This window comes from Phenylobacterium sp. LjRoot97 (assembly GCF_964254345.1).
Taxonomy (GTDB): domain Bacteria; phylum Pseudomonadota; class Alphaproteobacteria; order Caulobacterales; family Caulobacteraceae; genus Phenylobacterium.
On the sequence record NZ_CAXUTH020000001.1, the window covers coordinates 2549482 to 2565761 of the forward strand.

Genomic DNA, 16280 nt, shown 5'->3' on the forward strand with positions numbered 1-16280 from the left:
CGCGATCAGCGCCCTCCGCCAGGGCCGGAATCACCCGTCAGCGGGGCTCCGGCGCATAGCTTGGCTGGTCGATGGCGATCTGCTCGGTGATGTTCGCCCGCAGCGCCGCCAGCAGCCCTGGCGTTGCGGCGTCCATCTCGCCAGCCCGCAGCCGCGCGCAGAGGTCGGCGTTGAGGTCCGAGAGCGAGCCCTCACGCCCCAGCAGCGCGCTGAGCCGCTCGACCGCCGCCGCCTCCGCGGCCGGGCCGGCCTGCAATTCGCGCTTCACGACGCTGAGCGCGTTGGCGGCGACGCGGGCCAGGAAAGCGTCGCGCGGTCCGAGTTGAGGACGCACGCTGTCGATCCAGCGGGCCACGGCCTCGACCAGTTCCTCGGCTTTGGGATGTTCGATCACAGGCCGTTCTCCAGCAGCGTGACGAGATCGATCTCGGTCTCGGAAACCCGCCGGCCGATCATCGGGCGTTCGACCGAGCTTTCGGCCCCATTGGCGTAACTGGCGTACATCATCAGGCACATGACGCCCCACTTCAGCGAGCCCAGCGCCTGCCAGTAGAGCACCCGCGAGAGCGGGATCTCGGCCCCGCCGCCGGCGACGTAGCCGGCCAGCAGGTCCTCGTAGCGGCCAAAGCCCCCGACCGGCAGGTCGGCGCGGCCGAAGCGCCAGGAGTTCACGCAGATCCAGCCGAGGTCCTCGGCCGGGTCGCCGCAGTGCGACAGCTCCCAGTCCAGCACCGCGCTGACGCCGCGCTCCGGATCGATCATCAGATTGCCGTTCCGGAAGTCGCCGTGCAGCAGCACGGCTTCGCGCGGCGGCGGGGCGATCTTCTTCAGGTGCTGGAAGGCCAGCTCGAGGATCGGCCGCTCGGCTCCGGACTTGCGGTACACCTCCTCATAGCGGGCCAGTTCCTCCAGGGCGTCGACGGTCTTGAGGCCGGGCGGCGGCGGGACGGCGTGGATCTGGGCGAGGATCTCGCCGCACTGGCGGGCGAGCCTTGGCCTCACAGCCTCGAACCTGGGGTCGGAGACGATCTTGCGGCCGAGGGTCTCGCCGGCGACGCGACGGGTGATGTGGGCTTCGCCGAGGCCGTCCGTCGGCCGGGCCAGATGCACCAGCTCGGCCACCGGCGCGCCGGCCGCGTGGGCGGCCGTGATCAGCGCCGCCTCGGTGGCCAGCGAGACCGAGCGGCCCTCCTCCGGCGCCATCGGCGCGGTGCGGCGGCGCAGGACCAGCTCATCGCGCCGCTCGCGGCCGACCAGGGCGAAGGCCCAGGTCTCCATGCTGGCGCCGCCGGAAAGGCGTTGCAGGCCCTCGACGCTCGCCCCCTCGCCGGCCAGTTCCGGCGCCAGCCTCTGCAGCCCTTCGAGCACCTGATCCGACATCCGCCGCGCAGCCTCCCTTGGCTTTTGCGCGATCAGGGCGGGGTTTTGCGCGGCTGTAAACGGCTCTCGCCGCGTCAACCGCCGCTGAAAGTCCAGTTCACCCCGCCGGCGGCGGTCAGGTTCAGGGCGCCGCCGGAGAGCCGATAGCCGTAGCTCTCGCTGGCCGCCGCCTTGGGGCCGCGCGAGGATTTGCCCGGGTCGCAGCTGTCGCGGGAGCTCTGCACGCCGCTGGTGACGTCGAAGATCAGGCGGTCGCCCTCGGCCCGCACCCGACCGCTTTTCTCCTCCCGGATCAGCAGCTTGCAGTCGGCGCTTTGCGCAGATGCTGGGCGGCTCTTGTCGATCGTCCAGGTGAAGCCGCCGTCGGGCGCGATCACCAGCGACATCGCACGCTGAGTGCGCATCGGCACGAACTCGCTCTGCAAGGTCGTGGTGGTCGAGGCGCCGCCGTAGCCGCTCGTGCCGAGGACCATGCCGGTCGCCGACATGCTGGGCGAGATCTTCAGCTTGGGAACCAGGGTCAGCTCCTGGCCGTCGGACTTCTGGGACCAGGCCCCGGCCGGAACCCCGGCGAGCGCCGGCGCGGCGAGCGAGAGCGACGCGAACGCGCCGAGCAGGAGAAGACGCATGCGGACCTCCAAACGTGGAACTCCGCCCGCCTACCCGCCCACCCTTGGCCGTTCGAGGCGCGCGCGACGGATCACGCCGAGCAGGCGACGGATCGACCGACACCCCTGACCCGGCGGAAGCGCAAACCTGGGTTAGGCTGCTTCGCAAAACAGGGAGAGACGCGATGGACTTCAGCCTGCCGCCCGAACTGTCCGCCTATCTGGACGAGCTGGACGCCTTCATCGAGGCCAAGATAAAGCCGCTGGAGAACCAGGACGACAACATCCGGTTCTTCGACCACCGCCGCGAATACGAGCGCACCGACTGGGACGCCGGCGGCCTGCCGAAGAAGGAATGGGAAGAGCTGCTGGGCAAGGCCCGCAAGCTGGCCGACGAGGCCGGCCACCTGCGTTACGCCTGGCCCAAGGAGATGGGCGGCAAGGCCGGCACCAACCTCGACATGGCGGTGATCCGCGAGCACCTGGCGGCCAAGGGGCTGGGCCTGCACAACGACCTGCAGAACGAGCACTCGATCGTCGGCAACAACCCTTTCATCCTGATGTTCAAGGAGTTCGCGACGAACGCTCAGTACGAGCGCGACGGCGACAAGCTGCTGAACGGCGGGATGCGGACCGGCTTTGGCCTGACCGAACCCAACCACGGCTCCGACGCCACCTTCATGGAGACCACCGCCGTCCGCCAGGACAAGGACGGCCAGCCCGGCTGGCTGATCCGCGGCGAGAAAATGTGGACGACGGGCATGCACGTGGCCACCCACGTCATGGTCTTCGCGCGCACGTCCGGCCAGGACGGCGACGCCACCGGGATCACCTGCTTCATCGTCCCGGCGGACGCGCCCGGCGTGAAGGTCGAGGAGTACCTCTGGACCTTCAATATGCCGACCGACCACCCGCGCGTCAGCTTCACCGATGTCTGGGTGCCCGAGGATAGCTACTGGGGCCAAGTCGACCGCGGCCTGGGGCTGGGCCAGTCGTTCGTGCACCAGAACCGCATCCGCCAGGCGGCCTCGTCGCTGGGGGCGGCGGTCTACTGCATCGAGGAGAGCGTCAAGTACGCCCGCGCCCGCAAGCCGTTCGGCAAGGCGCTGGCCGAGAACCAGGCCATCCAGTGGCCGCTGGTCGAGCTGGCCACCCAGGCCGAGATGCTGCGGCTGCTGATCCGCAAGACCGCCTGGGACATGGACCGCATGCCGCACAAGGAGATCGAGAAGCAGATCTCCGACAAGGTGTCGATGTGCAACTACTGGGCTAACCGGCTGGTCTGCGAGGCCGCCGACCGGGCGATGCAGGTGCATGGCGGCATCGGCTATTCGCGCCACAAGCCGTTCGAGCACATCTATCGCCACCACCGCCGCTATCGGATCACCGAGGGCAGCGAGGAGATCCAGATGCGCAAGGTCGCCGCCTTCCTGTTCGGCTACCTCGGCCCGCGCCGGGCGCAGTTCAAGGAAGCGGCCGAGTAGTTCAGGTCATGAGCTTGGCGAACATCGTCTTGCGGTCCGCCGCAGGGCGAGTTCGCCGAGAGGCCGGGACGCCTCAGGCGTAGGCAGGCGCGCCGTAGAGACGGTCGAACAGAGCCGGCAGGCTGTCGGGCAGGCCCAGCAGCGGCCCGGAGGACAGCAGCAGCACGACCTCGTCGCCGCGCAGGTGCGACAGCGCCTCGGTCGCGGCCTGGGCGTCGGCGACGCCTTCCACGGCGATGCCGGTCGCCTGGGCCCGCATCAGGATCTCTTCGAAGGTCGACTGATGGTGGCTGCCGGCGCCGTGGACCGGCGGCGGGCAGATCAGCACGCGCGAGGCGCCGGTGAACACGGTGTCGTACCACGGCAGGGCGTCACGGCTGCGCCAGCTGAAGGTGTGCGGCTCGAACACCACGACCAGCGGGCGGTCCGGATAGTGCAGCCGCATGGCGTCGATCGCCGAGTGCGCCTTCTCGTAGGAGCTGCCGAAGCCCTCGATCACCGGGATCTGCGACGTGGTGGTCAGGCGGTCCAGGCGGCGGCGGATGCCGGCGAAGCTGGCGACGCCCGCGGCCAGCGCCGCCTCGGTGACCAGACCGCGTTCCAGCAGGTAGGCGGCGACGCCGACCACGTTCTCGACGTTGTGGGCCCCGAGCAGCTGGGTGGTGAGCGCGATCGTCCGCCCGCCAGGACCGATCAGATCGAAGGCGGTGGTTTCGCCGAACACGACATTGGCGGCGTACCAGCCGTCGCAGGGCTTGGTGTCGTACCAGACCACGCGCGCGGCGGTCTCGCCGGCCACGGCCCGCGTCGCCGGATGCTCGCGCAGCACCGCCAGGCCGCTCTGCGGCAGCTTGCGCAGCAGGATCCGGAACGGCGCCTCGTATTCCTCGAAGGTCGGGAAGACGTTGACGTGGTCGTGGACCAGCGAGGTCAGCAGCAGGTGGTTCGGATGGTAGAGCTCGAACTTGGAGCGCGGATCGGCCGAGGAAACGATGTACTCGTCGCCCTCCAGCACCACTTCGCCCTTCCCCCACTGGCCGGTGGCGGGCAGCGACGGCGAGATGGCGCCGACCATCCAGCCCGGGCTGGTCCCCGCCTCATGCAGCACATGGGCCATCAGGGCGGTGCAGGTCGACTTGCCGAACGATCCGGCGACGACGGTGACCGCGCGATCGCGGGTCGCCTCGCCCAGCATCTGGGCGAAGGTGGTGACTCGCACGCCGCGGGCGCGGGCGGCGATCACCTCGGGATTGGTCTCGGCGCCGAGCTTGGCGCTGGTCCCGAGAACCAGCACGTCGAGGCCGTCCGGCAGGTTGGCCGCGTCGAATCGGCGGTGAAACGGAAAGCCCAGTCCCTCGACATAGGTCGACATGGGCGGAAAGACATCTTCGTCCGATCCGGAGATCTCGTGGCCCGCGTCGCGCATCATCAGGGCCACGGCGCTCATGCCCGCCCCAGCTATGCCGGTGAAATGGATACGCATTTCCGCCCTACGTCTTGCGATTTCGCCCCTGGTAGCGGCGAGCGCTCGGCCCGTCGAGAGGTCTCGGCGTCGCGCCCGTCCATTGGCGGACAGGAGCGTTAATCGCCACTTAACCATCGGAGCGGGACCATGGCGGCGTCTTCCTTGAAGACACCCCACCATCACCGAACTTCGATTCAAGCCCGGCTCCGGCCGGGCTCTTTTTTTGCTCTGTGGACAAAGTCGATTTGAGCGCTTGCGCACCCGGCCCGTGCTGGGTATATCGCCGCCTCCAACGTGATCCCCGATAGCTCAGTTGGTAGAGCAGTCGGCTGTTAACCGACTTGTCGCAGGTTCGAGTCCTGCTCGGGGAGCCACTTGGACTTTTGGGCGCAGCGCCCGCCCCCTCCCAACATTCGAGACGACCCACTAGCAGTTGAGCTGTGTGGACGATCCGCACCGCAAGTGGCATGAGCGCCTATGCGCCCCGACCTCCTGCTGACCCTGAACGCCTTGCGCGGCCTCGCGGCCATCTGCGTCGTGCTCTACCACCGAGCCGAGTGGTTCGGCCCCAACTTCGCTTTCCCGCACGCCTACCTCGCGGTGGATTTCTTCTTCATCCTGAGCGGCTTCGTGGTGGCGCGGGCCTACGGCAGAAAGCTCGGCGATGCGATGAGCGTGCCGGACTTCGCCGTCATCAGACTTCAGCGCCTGTACCCGTTGATCTTCGCCAGCGTTTGCCTGGCGGTCGTCGTGGCGATCGCAAAGGCGGCGACCACCGACGGCGATCTGCCGCCAAACTTCGCAGCATCCGTCGTCGCCGGCCTGCTTGTGGTTCCGGTTGTCTGGGACACCCAGAGCTGGCCGCTCAATTCGCCCATGTGGACGCTGTTCCTCGAGCTGTGCGCCAACCTGGCCTTCGCCGTGATGGCGCCGCGCCTGCGCGGATGGCGGCTTGCGGCGCTCGTCGCGGCGCTGGGCGCGATCTTCCTGGTCTTCCAGGGGGCCATCTATGCAGGCGCCCCGGACACCCGCGATGCGATCGCCTGGGGCTTTCCGCGCGTCGCGTTCTTCTTCTTCCTTGGCGCGCTGCTGGAGAGGGTCCACGCCCCGTGGCTGCGGATCGGCCCAATGCTGGGGTCGGCGCTGATGCTGGCGTCGTTCGCCATTCCAAAGGATGCGGAGATCGCCCGCCTGCTCACGGTGCTGGTGCTTTATCCCGCGCTCGTCTTGGGCGGCGCCAACCGCGAACCCGCCACCAGGCTAGGCGCGCTGTGGGCGGACGTCTCCGGCCGCATCTCCTACCCGCTATACATCCTTCACATTCCGCTCCTGGGGATGCTGGCAGGCGCCAGCCTGGCCGTTGGCCTGCCGCAGCAGCCTGCGTCCATCCCCGAAGCGGTTGTTCGCGTCGTGCTCGTTGCGGCGGCGTCGTGGGCGGCGCTCAAGCTCTTCGACGAGCCGCTGCAGGCGCACTTCAAACGGCGACGCTTGATCGCCCGGCGAGTCTAGCGCCCCCGCTAGGCGCTGCGCCTGAGCACGGCCGCCAGCAGCACCAGAGCCGGCACCGAGCCGATCGCGCGCGCCTGACCGATGGTGACGGTGAACCTCGCCGCGCGCTGCTTGCCGCCCAGGCCTTCCGGAGAAGGATCGATCGACCAGTCCACCCCGGCGCCCAACAGGCGCGTCGCCAGGGTCTTGGCGTGCCGGTAGTCGCCAAGCAGGGCCAGATTCAGGGAGATCTGATCGGTCGCATCCAACGCGAGGACCCCGGCGAGTTGGCCCGCGACGACGCCGGCCTCAGACCTCAGCAAGGGCCTGGCCCTCACCTCCAGGTATCCGGCGCAATCCTGGCCAGCCGACGAACCCTCACTACGCATAACTCGAAATCCAACCACGCAAGCATGACAAACTAGAGACCTAGCGACACGCACAGTGCCGCTATCTAGATCAGTCTGTATTTCAAGCGTGACAATTTCGACTTCACATAATTGAGCGCGTTCATTGAACAGCGCCTCTCTGCACTCATCAGATCGTTTCATTGGCGACTATCTGGCGGCGCGTTGCCATGGCCACGCCGGGCGCTAAGCTGCCGCTCGAACCGGGAGTGAGACGATGAAGCGACGGGTGTTTCTAGGCGCGATGGCGGCGATGGCGGCCGTCCCGGCCGCGGCCCAGCCCGCCGCAAGCCCGGTGAAGGTCCGACTGGAGACGGCGGACGGCCCTATCGTGCTGGAGCTCTACCCCGACAAGGCGCCGATCACGGCGAACAACTTCCTGCGCTACGTCGACGAAAAACGCTTCGACGGAGCCACCTTCTATCGGGCGTCCAAGGTCCCGAACGCGCCCGAGTACGGCCTGGTGCAGGGCGGCGTGCAGAACGATCCAAAACGGGTGCTGAAGCCGATCGCGCACGAGCCGACCACCAAGACCGGCCTGTCGCACGTCAACGGGGCGATCTCGATGGGCCGCACCGATCCCGGGACGGCCACCTCCGACTTCTTCATCTGCGTCGGCGACATGACCTACATGGACGCCGATCCCAAGCAGTCGGGCGACAACCTGGGCTTCGCGACCTTCGGCAAGGTGGTCGACGGCATGGACACGGTGAAGAAGATCCTGGCCTCCCCCACCTCGCCCACCGCCGGCGAGGGCGTCATGAAGGGCGAGATGCTGGCCCAGCCGGTGAAGATCATCACCGCCCGACGCGAGGCCTCCTAGGAGCGCATGGCGCGCTCCAGCGCCTCGTAGACCCGGCCGTCTGCGCACTGGGCGACGTTGAAGCGCATGTAGCCCCGCGCCGACTGCGAGAGGCTGAAGGCGTCGCCCGGCGCGAGGACGACGCCGTCGGCCAAGGCGCGCTGGGCGACCGGCGCGGCGTCCAGGCCGGCAGGCAACGCCATCCAGAGGAACATCCCGGCCTGCGGCGTCAGCCACGGCTCGAACCCCAGCCCGCGCAGGCGCCGCAGCGCCTCGCCGCGAGCCCGCGCCAGTCGCTCGCGCAGGCCCGCGAGATAGCGGCGGTACCCGCCGTCGATGAGGATGGCGTAGGTCAACTCGGCCGCCAGCTGCCCGCCGCCGAACGAGGTGGCGACCTTGAGGTCGACGAGATCCTCGATCCAACCGCCCCGCGCCGCGATGAAGCCGCAGCGGGCGGCGGCCGACAGCGTCTTGGAGAAGCTGCCGATGTGGACCACGCGGTCGAGACCGTCGAAGGCGGCCAGTCGCGGGGCCGGCTCGATCTCCAGGTCGGCGTAGATGTCGTCCTCGATGATGGTCACGCCATGCCGCTCGGCCAGCTTCAGCAGGCGGTGGGCGACCACCGGGGACAATTGCGCGCCTGTCGGGTTCTGCGGACCGGAGTTGGTGATGTAGAGCCGTGGCCGGTGCTCGATCAGCGTCCGCTCGAAGACCTTGAGATCGGGCCCGTGCGGCGTCCAGGGCGCGCCGACGACCTTGGCGCGATGCGCGCGCAGCATGGCGTGGAAGTTGAAATAGCAGGGATCGTCCACGATCACGGTGTCGCCAGGCTCCAGCAGGAACCGGCACACGAGGTCGATCGCCTGGGTGCCCGACTCGGTCAGCATGATCTGGCCAGGCGGCGCGTCGACGCCGTGCTCGGCCAGCCGCCGCGACAGAAGCTGACGCAGGGCTGGCGAGCCTAGCGGCGGGCCATAGTCGGTCAGGTAGGCGTGATCGGCCCTGGCGAGGCTGCGCAGCGCCCGCCGCACCGCGTCCTGCGGCATCCACGCGCTCGGCAGCCAGCCGCAGCCCGGCATCAGGGCGTCGGGCCGCGCCTCCAGCGAATGGCGCGACACCCAGAGCGGGTCGATGGAGCGGTCCAGCCGCGGCCCGATGTCGGCCAGCGCCAGGGGCGGCGTGCGGCCGGCGACATAGAAACCCGACCCGCGCCGCGCCTGGATCACGCCTTCCGCCGCCAGCCGGTCGTAAGCCTCCACCACCGTGGACTTGGAAACTCCCATGGCCTCGGCGAAGGCGCGGATCGACGGAGCCTTCGCGCCAGGCTGCAGCGCCCGAGCGGCGATACGCTGGCGGATGGCGCCCATCACCTTCTCGACGCGTGTGCCGTCACCCTCGACCGTCATCCGTATCGCCATCCTGATCAGTACAGTTTGTCGCAATTGTACCGCACCGTTCCTGGCTGATCGAGCATCCATCGGCGCATACCCGCCACGAACGGAGACATGGACATGGACGCCAAGGCGCGCGGCTGGCTCGACGGCTTTCTGGGAGTAGCGATCTTTTCGGGCTCGCTGCCCGCAACCCGGGTCGCCGTCGCCGACCTGTCGCCGACGTTCCTGACCGCGGCGCGGGCGACCATCGCCGGCCTGCTGGCGATCGGGCTGCTGGCGCTGTTCCGGGCGCCGAGGCCGGAGCGACGCGACCTGGCCCCGCTGGCGATGATGGGCCTGGGCGTGGTGCTGGGCTTCCCGATGCTGACCGCGCTGGCCCTGCAGCACGTCACCGCGGCCCACTCGATCGTGTTCGTCGGCCTGCTGCCGCTGACCACGGCGGTGTTCGCGGTGCTGCTCGGCGGCGAGCGGCCCAAGCGCTCGTTCTGGATCTTCGCCGTCATCGGCGCGGCGCTGGTCGCGGGCTTCGCGTTCAGCCAGGGCGGCGAAGGCTCCATGCAGGGCGACCTGCTGATGGTCGCCGCCATCGTGGTCTGCGGCCTGGGCTACGCCGAAGGCGGCCGCGTCTCGCGCCGGCTGGGCGGCTGGCAGGCGGTCTGCTGGTCGCTACTGCTCTGCCTGCCGCTGATGGCCCCGGCGGCGCTGCTGAGCCGCCCTGTGGACTTTGCAGCGGTCAGCGCGCAGGCCTGGACGGGCCTGGCCTATGTCTCGCTGTTCAGCATGCTGATCGGATGCGTGTTCTGGTACCGCGGCCTGGCCGCGGGCGGCGTGGCGGCGGTCGGGCAGCTGCAGCTGCTGCAGCCCTTCATGGGCCTGGCCCTGGCGGCGAGCCTGCTCGGCGAGCCCGTCGGCTGGTCGATGGCGGCGGTGACCGCCGCAGTGGTGCTGTGCGTGGCGGGGGCCAGGCGCTTCGCCTGATCCCCGCCTCGCGGAAGTCTTAGTCCTTGGCGCGTTCCTGGTAGGTCCAGTCTTCGGTGAGGATCACCACGCGCGTGCCGGGGGCGATGTACGGCGGCACCATGATGCGCTCGCCGTTGGTCAGGATGGCGGGCTTGTACGACGACGAAGCGGTCTGGCCCTTCACCGACGGCTCGGTCTCGGCGATCTCGAAGGTCACCAGACGCGGCAGTTCCATGGCGATCGGCACGCCTTCGTGCACCGACAGCACCACCGTCAGACCGTCGGTCAGCCACGGCGCGTTGTCGCCGACGGTTTCCTCGGACACCACGACCTGGTCGTAGGTCTCGGGCTGCATGAAGTGGTAGCCCTCGCCGTCCTGGTAGAGGAAGTTGTAGTTGCGGTCGTCGACGAAGGCGCGTTCGACCTGCTCGGTCGTGCGCCAGCGCTCGGACACCTTCACGCCGTCGGCGATGCGGCGCATGTTGAGCTGGGTGACCGGGGTCCCCTTGCCGGGGTGGATATTTTCGGCGGTCAGGACGACATAGAGCTTGCCGTCCATATCGACGACGGCGCCTTTCCTGAGCGAGCTGGCAGCGACCTTCACGTAGTTCGTCCTCGAGCCTATTGGGAGGCCGGGCATCGGCCTCGCGCGATTCCGCCGAGCGGCGGTCTTGGCGCGCACCTATACGATGAAGGCGAAATTCGCCAGTCATGATCGAAATGGCCGCATAAGGGACGCCTGCGCCGATGACTTCTCAATCGCCCTGGTGGCGGGCCGACATCCATCAGGACCGCCGCCCGTTCCTGCTGGCGCGCGGCGCGATCACCCGAGCCGTACGGCGCTGGTTCGAGGACCGGAGCTTCACCGAGGTCGAGGGGGCGGCGCTGCAGCTCTCGCCCGGCAACGAAGCCCATCTGCACGCCTTCGCCACGGAAATCATTGGCAATTCCGGCGAGACCTCGCCGCTCTACCTGCACACCTCGCCCGAGTTCGCCTGCAAGAAGCTGCTGGCGGCGGGCGAGACGCGGATCTTCGATTTCGCGCGGGTCTGGCGCAACCGCGAGCGCGGGCCGCTGCACCATCCGGAATTCACCCTGCTGGAGTGGTACCGCACCGGCGAGCCCTACGAACAACTGATGGCCGACTGCGCCGATCTTCTGCGGCTGGCGGCGGAGACGGCCGGGGCCAGGACCCTCACCTATCGGCAGCTATCCAGCGACCCCTTCCAGGAACCCGAACGGTTGAGCCTGCAGGAGGCCTTCCAGCGCCACGCCGGCATCGACCTGCTGGCCACGGTCGCGGCGAGCGGCGAGACCGACCGCGACGGGCTGGCCCGGGCCGCGATGCAGGCCGGGGTGCGGATCGCCGACGACGACGTGTGGGCCGACGTTTATTCGAAGGTGCTGGTCGAGAAGATCGAGCCGAACCTGGGCATGGGCCGCCCGACCATCCTCTGCGAATACCCGATCAGCGAGGCGGCCCTGGCCCGGCCCAAGGCGGCCGACCCACGGGTGGCCGAACGCTTCGAGCTCTATGCCTGCGGGGTCGAGCTCGCCAACGCGTTCGGCGAGCTGACCGACCCGGTCGAACAGCGACGGCGGTTCCAGGCGGAAATGGACGAGAAGGCCCGCGTCTATGGCGAACGCTATCCGATCGACGAGGACTTCCTGGCCGCCCTGCCCCACATGCCGAACGCCTGCGGCTCGGCGCTCGGCTTCGATCGGCTGGTGATGCTGGCGACCAGCGCCAGCCGCATCGAGCAGGTGGTCTGGACGCCCGTGGCCGACGTCGCGCGCTAGGCCGCATTTGCCCGCGGCCCCCGCATGAGCCATATGCGGGCGCGATGAGCACGCTTCGCAAACCGAGCGACCTGGTCGCCGCCGGACTGGCGCCGCTGGAGCGGCTGCCGGAGCTCGAGCGCGTCGCCGCGCGCTATGCGCTGGCCATCACGCCCGACATGGCCGAGCTCATCGACGCCGCCGACCCGGCCGATCCGATCGCGCGCCAGCTGATGCCGGACGCGGCCGAGCTGGACGCCACGCCCGAGGAAAGCGCCGACCCGATCGGCGACTTTGCCCACAGCCCGGTAGAGGGGATCGTCCACCGCTATCCCGACCGGGTGCTGCTGAAGCCGACCCACACCTGCGCGGTCTATTGCCGTTTCTGCTTCCGGCGCGAGATGGTCGGGCCCGAGGGGCTGTCCAACCTGACCCCCGATCAGCTCGACGCCGCGTTCGAGTACATCGCGCAGCGACCGGAAATCTGGGAGGTGATCGTCACCGGCGGCGACCCGTTCGTGCTGTCGCCGCGGCGGCTGGCGGACCTCTCGGCCAGGTTGGCGGCGATCCCCCACGTGAAGGTGGTCCGCTACCACACCCGCGTGCCGGTGGTGGACCCCGCCGCCGTCACCGACGAACTGGTCGCGGCGATCCAGTGCGACGGCAAGGCGGTCTATGTCGCCCTGCACGCCAACCATCCGCGCGAACTGACGGACGCCGCCCGCGCCGCCTGCGCCAGGATCATCGACGCCGGCCTGCCGATGCTGAGCCAGAGCGTGCTGCTGAAGGGCGTAAACGACGATCCCGAGACGCTGGGCGCGCTGATGCGCGGCTTCGTCGAGAACCGCATCCGGCCCTACTACCTGCACCAGGGCGACCTGGCGCCGGGCACCAGCCATCAGCGCACCAGCCTCGACGAGGGCCGCGCGCTGATGAAGGCCCTGCGCGGCCGCTACTCCGGGCTCTGCCAGCCGACCTACGTGCTCGACATCCCCGGCGGCCACGGCAAGGTCCCGGTCGGCCCCAACTATGTCGGCGAGACGAGCGTCGAGGACCCGAACGGGATCCTGCACGCCTACCCGCCCAAGCGCCCCGATTGAGCGAACGCCGTTCCTGAACTAGCCTGGCCGTGTCCGCGGCAGGACGGGGGAAACGCGTGGCTTCGAAGCGCTCAATCCTGACAGCGATCGTCCTGGGCGGGATCGTCGCCGCCACCCTCGACATCGGCGCGGCGATGCTGATCAGCGGCGCGAGCCTGACCACGATCCTGCACTTCATCGCCAGCGGCCTGATCGGCAAGGCGGCGTTCGACGGCGGCGTCGCGACGGCGGTGCTCGGCGCGGCGCTGCAGGAACTGATGGGCCTGATCATCGCCGCAGTGTTCGTCTGCGCGAGCCTGGTCGCGCCCGGGCTGCGGCGGGACTGGATCCCCTGGGGCCTGGCCTACGGCGTCGTCATCTACGCGGTCATGAACTACGTGGTCATGCCGCTGTCGGCGATCGGCCGGATTTCGACGTTCAGCGTCGAGGGGCTGATCAAGAACGGCCTGGCCATGCTGGCGTTCGGCCTGATCGTCGCCTGGTTCGCCAAGCGGAGCCTGCCGATCGAGGGGGCGCCCTCTAGAGGTCCTGTTTAAGGCGGGCGATCAGCAGGTCGCCGACCTGCTCGATGGCGGCCGAGACGTCTCGGCTCCAGGCCGCGGGGTCGACGGTCACCTCATAGGTGCGGGTCTTCGTGGCGCCGACGCCCGCCAGAACGCCGATGGCCGAGCCGACCGCGTCATTGAGCTTGCTGGCGTTGGTGGTGGTGTCGACGGCGGAAACCACCGAGTCCGGCATGACCACCGGCGAGGTCAGGGCGTAGCGGAGCCGGTGCCCCAGATCCATGGGGGTCGACTTGGCCTTGGGCGTGATCACCCACATCTGCGTGTCGACCGGCAGCAGCGCGACATTGGCCTTGCTGGACACCTTGGCGGTCATCGGACGCATGCCGAGCACGCCGCGGCCGCGGGCCTGGATCTCGGCGAAGTCCACCACCATGCGCACGCCCATGACGCCGGCGCCGAGCTCGTTCATGGCCATCTCCTCGGGCACCTGGGAGCCGGTGGTGGTCATGGTGTCGCCGAAGGCCTTGGCCCGGCCGTCGTTGGGCGTGAAGTAGAATTTCAGGCCGGGCGGCGAGTAGAAAGCGCTGCGATTGGCCTTGCCTCGCGCGTATGGGGCCGGCTTGGCCATGTTCATCAGCCGCACGAGCCCCGGACTGCGAGCCATCGCGTCGTCCAACGGAATGACCGTGACGCCGGCCGCGGCCAGATCCGCAACGAAGTGGGCGTAGAAAGCGTCGGTGATCGCCTGCATGTCGGCCGCATCGGGCCCGTTCAGGCTGTAGCTGACCTGGGACTGCGACAGGCCCTGGCCGGTCGAGGCGGCGCCGGAGTGGGTGACGAACTCGACCTGGAACGACGGGATCACCACCTGTCGCAGGCCGCGGGCCGCGTCGCGCTCGTTCTGCCAGATCAGCGAGCCGCCAAGCTGGGAGAGATCATCGCCGGCGGCGAACTCCAGCGGCGGGCTGACCGGCGCGGTCTTCGGTCCGAGGTTGATCAGCGGCTTGGCCGCCTGGGCGCCTTCGGATGGCATGAGCGCGAGCAACAGAGCCGCCAGGCAAACCCCACGATACCGCGCATTCATGATCCAGCCCCCCGCGCGCCCTCTCGGCGCCTGGGCTTTGGTTACGCCGTCATGCTCTCAGCGCCTTGTATAAATTGGACATCGGCGACGGCCGACCGCCGCCCCCCCGCCTTCGGCGATCACTCCCAAACGAGCCGCCCGGCTAGTCCGCGCTCACGATGCTCCGCGCCACAGCTTCGGCGACCTTGATGCCGTCGATGGAGGCCGAGAGGATGCCGCCGGCGTAGCCTGCGCCCTCGCCGGCAGGATAGAGGCCGACGGTGTTGAGGCTCTGGAAGTCCTTGCCGCGGGTGATGCGGACCGGGGACGAGGTGCGGGTCTCCACCCCGGTGAGCACGGCGTCGGCGTGGTCGAAGCCGGGGATCTGGCGCGCGAAGACCGGCAGGGCTTCGCGGATAGCCGCGATGGCGTAGTCCGGCAGACAGGTCGACAGATCGGTCGGGGTGACGCCCGGGCGGTAGGACGGGACGACCTCGCCCAGGCCGGTCGAGGGCTTGCCCGCCAGGAAGTCGCCGACCCGCTGGCCGGGCGCGGCGTAGGTCCCGCCGCCGGCGACGAAGGCTTGGGACTCCCAGCGGCGCTGGAGCTCGATGCCGGCCAACGGGTGGCCGGGATAGTCCTCGTCCGGGGTGATGCCCACGACGATGCCGGCGTTGGCGTTCCGCTCGTTGCGGGAATACTGGCTCATGCCGTTGGTGACGACGCGGCCCGGCTCCGACGTCGCGGCCACCACCGTGCCGCCCGGGCACATGCAGAAGCTGTAGACCGTGCGGCCGTTCGAACAGTGGTGCGAGAGGCTGTAGGCCGCCGCGCCCAGGTCCTCGTGCCCGGCGTTGGTCCCGAAGCGGGCGCGGTCGATCCACGACTGCGGATGTTCGATCCGGAAGCCGAGCGAGAACGGCTTGGCCTCGATGTGGACGCCGCGGTCGTAGAGCGCGTGGAAGGTGTCGCGGGCGCTGTGGCCGAGCGCCAGGACCACGTGGTCGGCCGCGATGTAGCCGCCGTCCTGCAGGTGCAGGCCGCGCAGGCGGCGCTGGCCGCCCTCCTCCACGATGTCGAAGTCCTCGACCTTGTGCTCGAATCGGTACTCGCCGCCGAGCGCCTCGACCTTTTCGCGCATGGCCTCGACCATGGTCACCAGCCGGAAGGTGCCGACGTGGGGATGGGCCTCGGTCAGGATCTCGGGCGGAGCGCCGGCGGCGACGAACTCGTTCAGCACCTTGCGGCTGAGGAAGCGCGGGTCCTTGACCTGGCTGTAGAGCTTGCCGTCCGAGAAGGTGCCCGCCCCGCCCTCGCCGAACTGGACGTTGGATTCCGGGTGCAGCTTGCTGCGCCGCCAGAGGTCCCAGGTGTCCTTGGTGCGCTCACGCACGACCTTGCCGCGATCGACGATGATCGGCTTGAAGCCCATCTCGGCGAGGATCAGACCGGCGAACAGCCCGCAGGGGCCGGCGCCGATCACCACCGGGCGCTTGGCGAGGCCCGCCGGCGCCTGAGCGACGTGGCGGTAGGCCATGTCGGGCGTCGGCTGGACGTTGCGGTCGCCGGCGTGGCGGGCCAGCACCGCGGCCTCGTCGGTCACCACGACGTCGACCGTGTAGACCATCAGGATCGCCGACTTGCGTCGCGCGTCGTTGGCGCGGCGGAAAAGCTGCATCGACAACAGGTCGGCGTCGACGATCCCCAACTTGGCCAGGACCGCGGCGCGGAGCGCGGCCTCGGGATGGTCGAGGGGAAGCTTGATTTCGGTCAGGCGCAGCATTGGGGGCTAATAACCTTCCCTCCCCCTTGTGGGGAGGGTGGATCGACGTAAAGCGTCGAGA

General features: G+C 69.2%; 16 protein-coding genes and 1 tRNA gene. 8 read left to right on the forward strand and 9 right to left on the reverse strand.

What is annotated here, in order from left to right; all coding sequences use genetic code 11:
- Positions 1-37: 37 nt before the first annotated feature.
- The 3 genes from ACSQ2H_RS12660 to ACSQ2H_RS12670 all read right to left on the reverse strand — a co-directional run bounded on the left by ACSQ2H_RS12660 (position 38) and on the right by ACSQ2H_RS12670 (position 2009).
- Complete coding sequence (locus ACSQ2H_RS12660; protein WP_436061744.1) at positions 38-394, reverse strand: DUF6285 domain-containing protein; 357 nt, start codon at positions 392-394, stop codon at positions 38-40.
- Positions 391-1380 carry a phosphotransferase family protein gene (locus ACSQ2H_RS12665; protein WP_436061745.1) on the reverse strand — a complete coding sequence of 330 codons (990 nt, stop codon included), beginning with the start codon at positions 1378-1380 and terminating at the stop codon, positions 391-393. The genes ACSQ2H_RS12660 and ACSQ2H_RS12665 overlap by 4 nt, the downstream gene beginning before the upstream one ends.
- Before the next feature lie 74 nt (positions 1381-1454).
- Positions 1455-2009 (reverse strand): hypothetical protein, encoded by a 555-nt coding sequence (locus ACSQ2H_RS12670; RefSeq protein WP_436061746.1) that lies wholly within the window; start codon positions 2007-2009, stop codon positions 1455-1457.
- Positions 2010-2173: 164 nt separating this feature from the next.
- On the opposite strand from ACSQ2H_RS12670, the gene ACSQ2H_RS12675 reads away from it, so the two are divergent.
- The gene (locus ACSQ2H_RS12675; RefSeq protein WP_436061747.1) at positions 2174-3472 is read left to right on the forward strand and encodes an acyl-CoA dehydrogenase family protein; all 1299 of its coding nucleotides are present in this window, start codon (positions 2174-2176) and stop codon (positions 3470-3472) included.
- 73 nt (positions 3473-3545) lie between these two features.
- On the opposite strand, the gene ACSQ2H_RS12680 is transcribed toward ACSQ2H_RS12675, so the two are convergent.
- Positions 3546-4955 (reverse strand): Mur ligase domain-containing protein, encoded by a 1410-nt coding sequence (locus ACSQ2H_RS12680; protein WP_436061748.1) that lies wholly within the window; start codon positions 4953-4955, stop codon positions 3546-3548.
- Positions 4956-5235: 280 nt separating this feature from the next.
- Here ACSQ2H_RS12680 and ACSQ2H_RS12685 point away from each other — a divergent pair.
- Positions 5236-5311, forward strand: a tRNA-Asn gene (locus tag ACSQ2H_RS12685).
- 103 nt (positions 5312-5414) lie between these two features.
- Positions 5415-6446, forward strand: coding sequence for an acyltransferase family protein (locus ACSQ2H_RS12690; RefSeq protein WP_436061749.1), 1032 nt, complete (start codon positions 5415-5417; stop codon positions 6444-6446).
- 8 nt (positions 6447-6454) lie between these two features.
- Here ACSQ2H_RS12690 and ACSQ2H_RS12695 read toward each other — a convergent pair whose 3' ends face one another.
- Positions 6455-6748, reverse strand: a complete 294-nt coding sequence (locus tag ACSQ2H_RS12695) for a hypothetical protein (protein WP_436061750.1) — start codon at positions 6746-6748, stop codon at positions 6455-6457.
- 301 nt (positions 6749-7049) lie between these two features.
- Here ACSQ2H_RS12695 and ACSQ2H_RS12700 point away from each other — a divergent pair, with 301 nt between their 5' ends.
- Entirely contained in the window at positions 7050-7655 is a 606-nt protein-coding gene (locus tag ACSQ2H_RS12700) for a peptidylprolyl isomerase (RefSeq protein ID WP_436061751.1), read from the forward strand.
- Here the strand turns inward: ACSQ2H_RS12700 and ACSQ2H_RS12705 are convergent.
- Entirely contained in the window at positions 7652-9040 is a 1389-nt protein-coding gene (locus ACSQ2H_RS12705) for a PLP-dependent aminotransferase family protein (RefSeq protein WP_436061752.1), read from the reverse strand. The two genes, ACSQ2H_RS12700 and ACSQ2H_RS12705, sit on opposite strands and share 4 nt — an antisense overlap.
- Before the next feature lie 105 nt (positions 9041-9145).
- Here ACSQ2H_RS12705 and ACSQ2H_RS12710 point away from each other — a divergent pair, with 105 nt between their 5' ends.
- A complete protein-coding gene (locus tag ACSQ2H_RS12710; protein WP_436061753.1) occupies positions 9146-10006 on the forward strand; it encodes a DMT family transporter in 861 nt (286 codons plus the stop codon).
- A gap of 19 nt (positions 10007-10025) precedes the next feature.
- Here the strand turns inward: ACSQ2H_RS12710 and efp are convergent, their stop codons facing one another.
- Positions 10026-10592, reverse strand: a complete 567-nt coding sequence (efp, locus tag ACSQ2H_RS12715; protein WP_436061754.1) for an elongation factor P — start codon at positions 10590-10592, stop codon at positions 10026-10028.
- A gap of 143 nt (positions 10593-10735) precedes the next feature.
- On the opposite strand from efp, the gene epmA reads away from it, so the two are divergent.
- From epmA to ACSQ2H_RS12730, 3 genes are read left to right on the forward strand one after another with little or no spacing between them, the layout of a single operon-like run.
- A complete protein-coding gene (epmA, locus tag ACSQ2H_RS12720) occupies positions 10736-11788 on the forward strand; it encodes an EF-P lysine aminoacylase EpmA (protein WP_436061755.1) in 1053 nt (350 codons plus the stop codon).
- A gap of 44 nt (positions 11789-11832) precedes the next feature.
- Complete coding sequence (locus ACSQ2H_RS12725) at positions 11833-12867, forward strand: lysine-2,3-aminomutase-like protein (protein WP_436061756.1); 1035 nt, start codon at positions 11833-11835, stop codon at positions 12865-12867.
- Positions 12868-12923: 56 nt separating this feature from the next.
- The gene (locus ACSQ2H_RS12730; RefSeq protein ID WP_436061757.1) at positions 12924-13403 is read left to right on the forward strand and encodes a hypothetical protein; all 480 of its coding nucleotides are present in this window, start codon (positions 12924-12926) and stop codon (positions 13401-13403) included.
- On the opposite strand, the gene ACSQ2H_RS12735 is transcribed toward ACSQ2H_RS12730, so the two are convergent.
- A complete protein-coding gene (locus ACSQ2H_RS12735) occupies positions 13387-14418 on the reverse strand; it encodes a hypothetical protein (protein ID WP_436061758.1) in 1032 nt (343 codons plus the stop codon). The two genes, ACSQ2H_RS12730 and ACSQ2H_RS12735, sit on opposite strands and share 17 nt — an antisense overlap.
- 181 nt (positions 14419-14599) lie before the next feature.
- Entirely contained in the window at positions 14600-16219 is a 1620-nt protein-coding gene (locus tag ACSQ2H_RS12740) for an NAD(P)/FAD-dependent oxidoreductase (protein ID WP_436061759.1), read from the reverse strand.
- Positions 16220-16280: the final 61 nt, after the last annotated feature.

Excerpts from the sequence above, each read along its gene's own strand:
- ACSQ2H_RS12675 (WP_436061747.1), top strand. The coding sequence starts at position 2,174 with ATGGACTTCAGCCTGCCGCCCGAACTGTCCGCCTATCTGGACGAGCTG.
- ACSQ2H_RS12670 (WP_436061746.1), bottom strand. The coding sequence starts at position 2,009 with ATGCGTCTTCTCCTGCTCGGCGCGTTCGCGTCGCTCTCGCTCGCCGCG.
- epmA (WP_436061755.1), top strand. The coding sequence starts at position 10,736 with ATGACTTCTCAATCGCCCTGGTGGCGGGCCGACATCCATCAGGACCGC.
- ACSQ2H_RS12680 (WP_436061748.1), bottom strand. The coding sequence starts at position 4,955 with ATGCGTATCCATTTCACCGGCATAGCTGGGGCGGGCATGAGCGCCGTG.
- ACSQ2H_RS12665 (WP_436061745.1), bottom strand. The coding sequence starts at position 1,380 with ATGTCGGATCAGGTGCTCGAAGGGCTGCAGAGGCTGGCGCCGGAACTG.
- ACSQ2H_RS12705 (WP_436061752.1), bottom strand. The coding sequence starts at position 9,040 with ATGACGGTCGAGGGTGACGGCACACGCGTCGAGAAGGTGATGGGCGCC.
- ACSQ2H_RS12710 (WP_436061753.1), top strand. The coding sequence starts at position 9,146 with ATGGACGCCAAGGCGCGCGGCTGGCTCGACGGCTTTCTGGGAGTAGCG.
- ACSQ2H_RS12690 (WP_436061749.1), top strand. The coding sequence starts at position 5,415 with ATGCGCCCCGACCTCCTGCTGACCCTGAACGCCTTGCGCGGCCTCGCG.
- ACSQ2H_RS12700 (WP_436061751.1), top strand. The coding sequence starts at position 7,050 with ATGAAGCGACGGGTGTTTCTAGGCGCGATGGCGGCGATGGCGGCCGTC.
- ACSQ2H_RS12740 (WP_436061759.1), bottom strand. The coding sequence starts at position 16,219 with ATGCTGCGCCTGACCGAAATCAAGCTTCCCCTCGACCATCCCGAGGCC.
- ACSQ2H_RS12725 (WP_436061756.1), top strand. The coding sequence starts at position 11,833 with ATGAGCACGCTTCGCAAACCGAGCGACCTGGTCGCCGCCGGACTGGCG.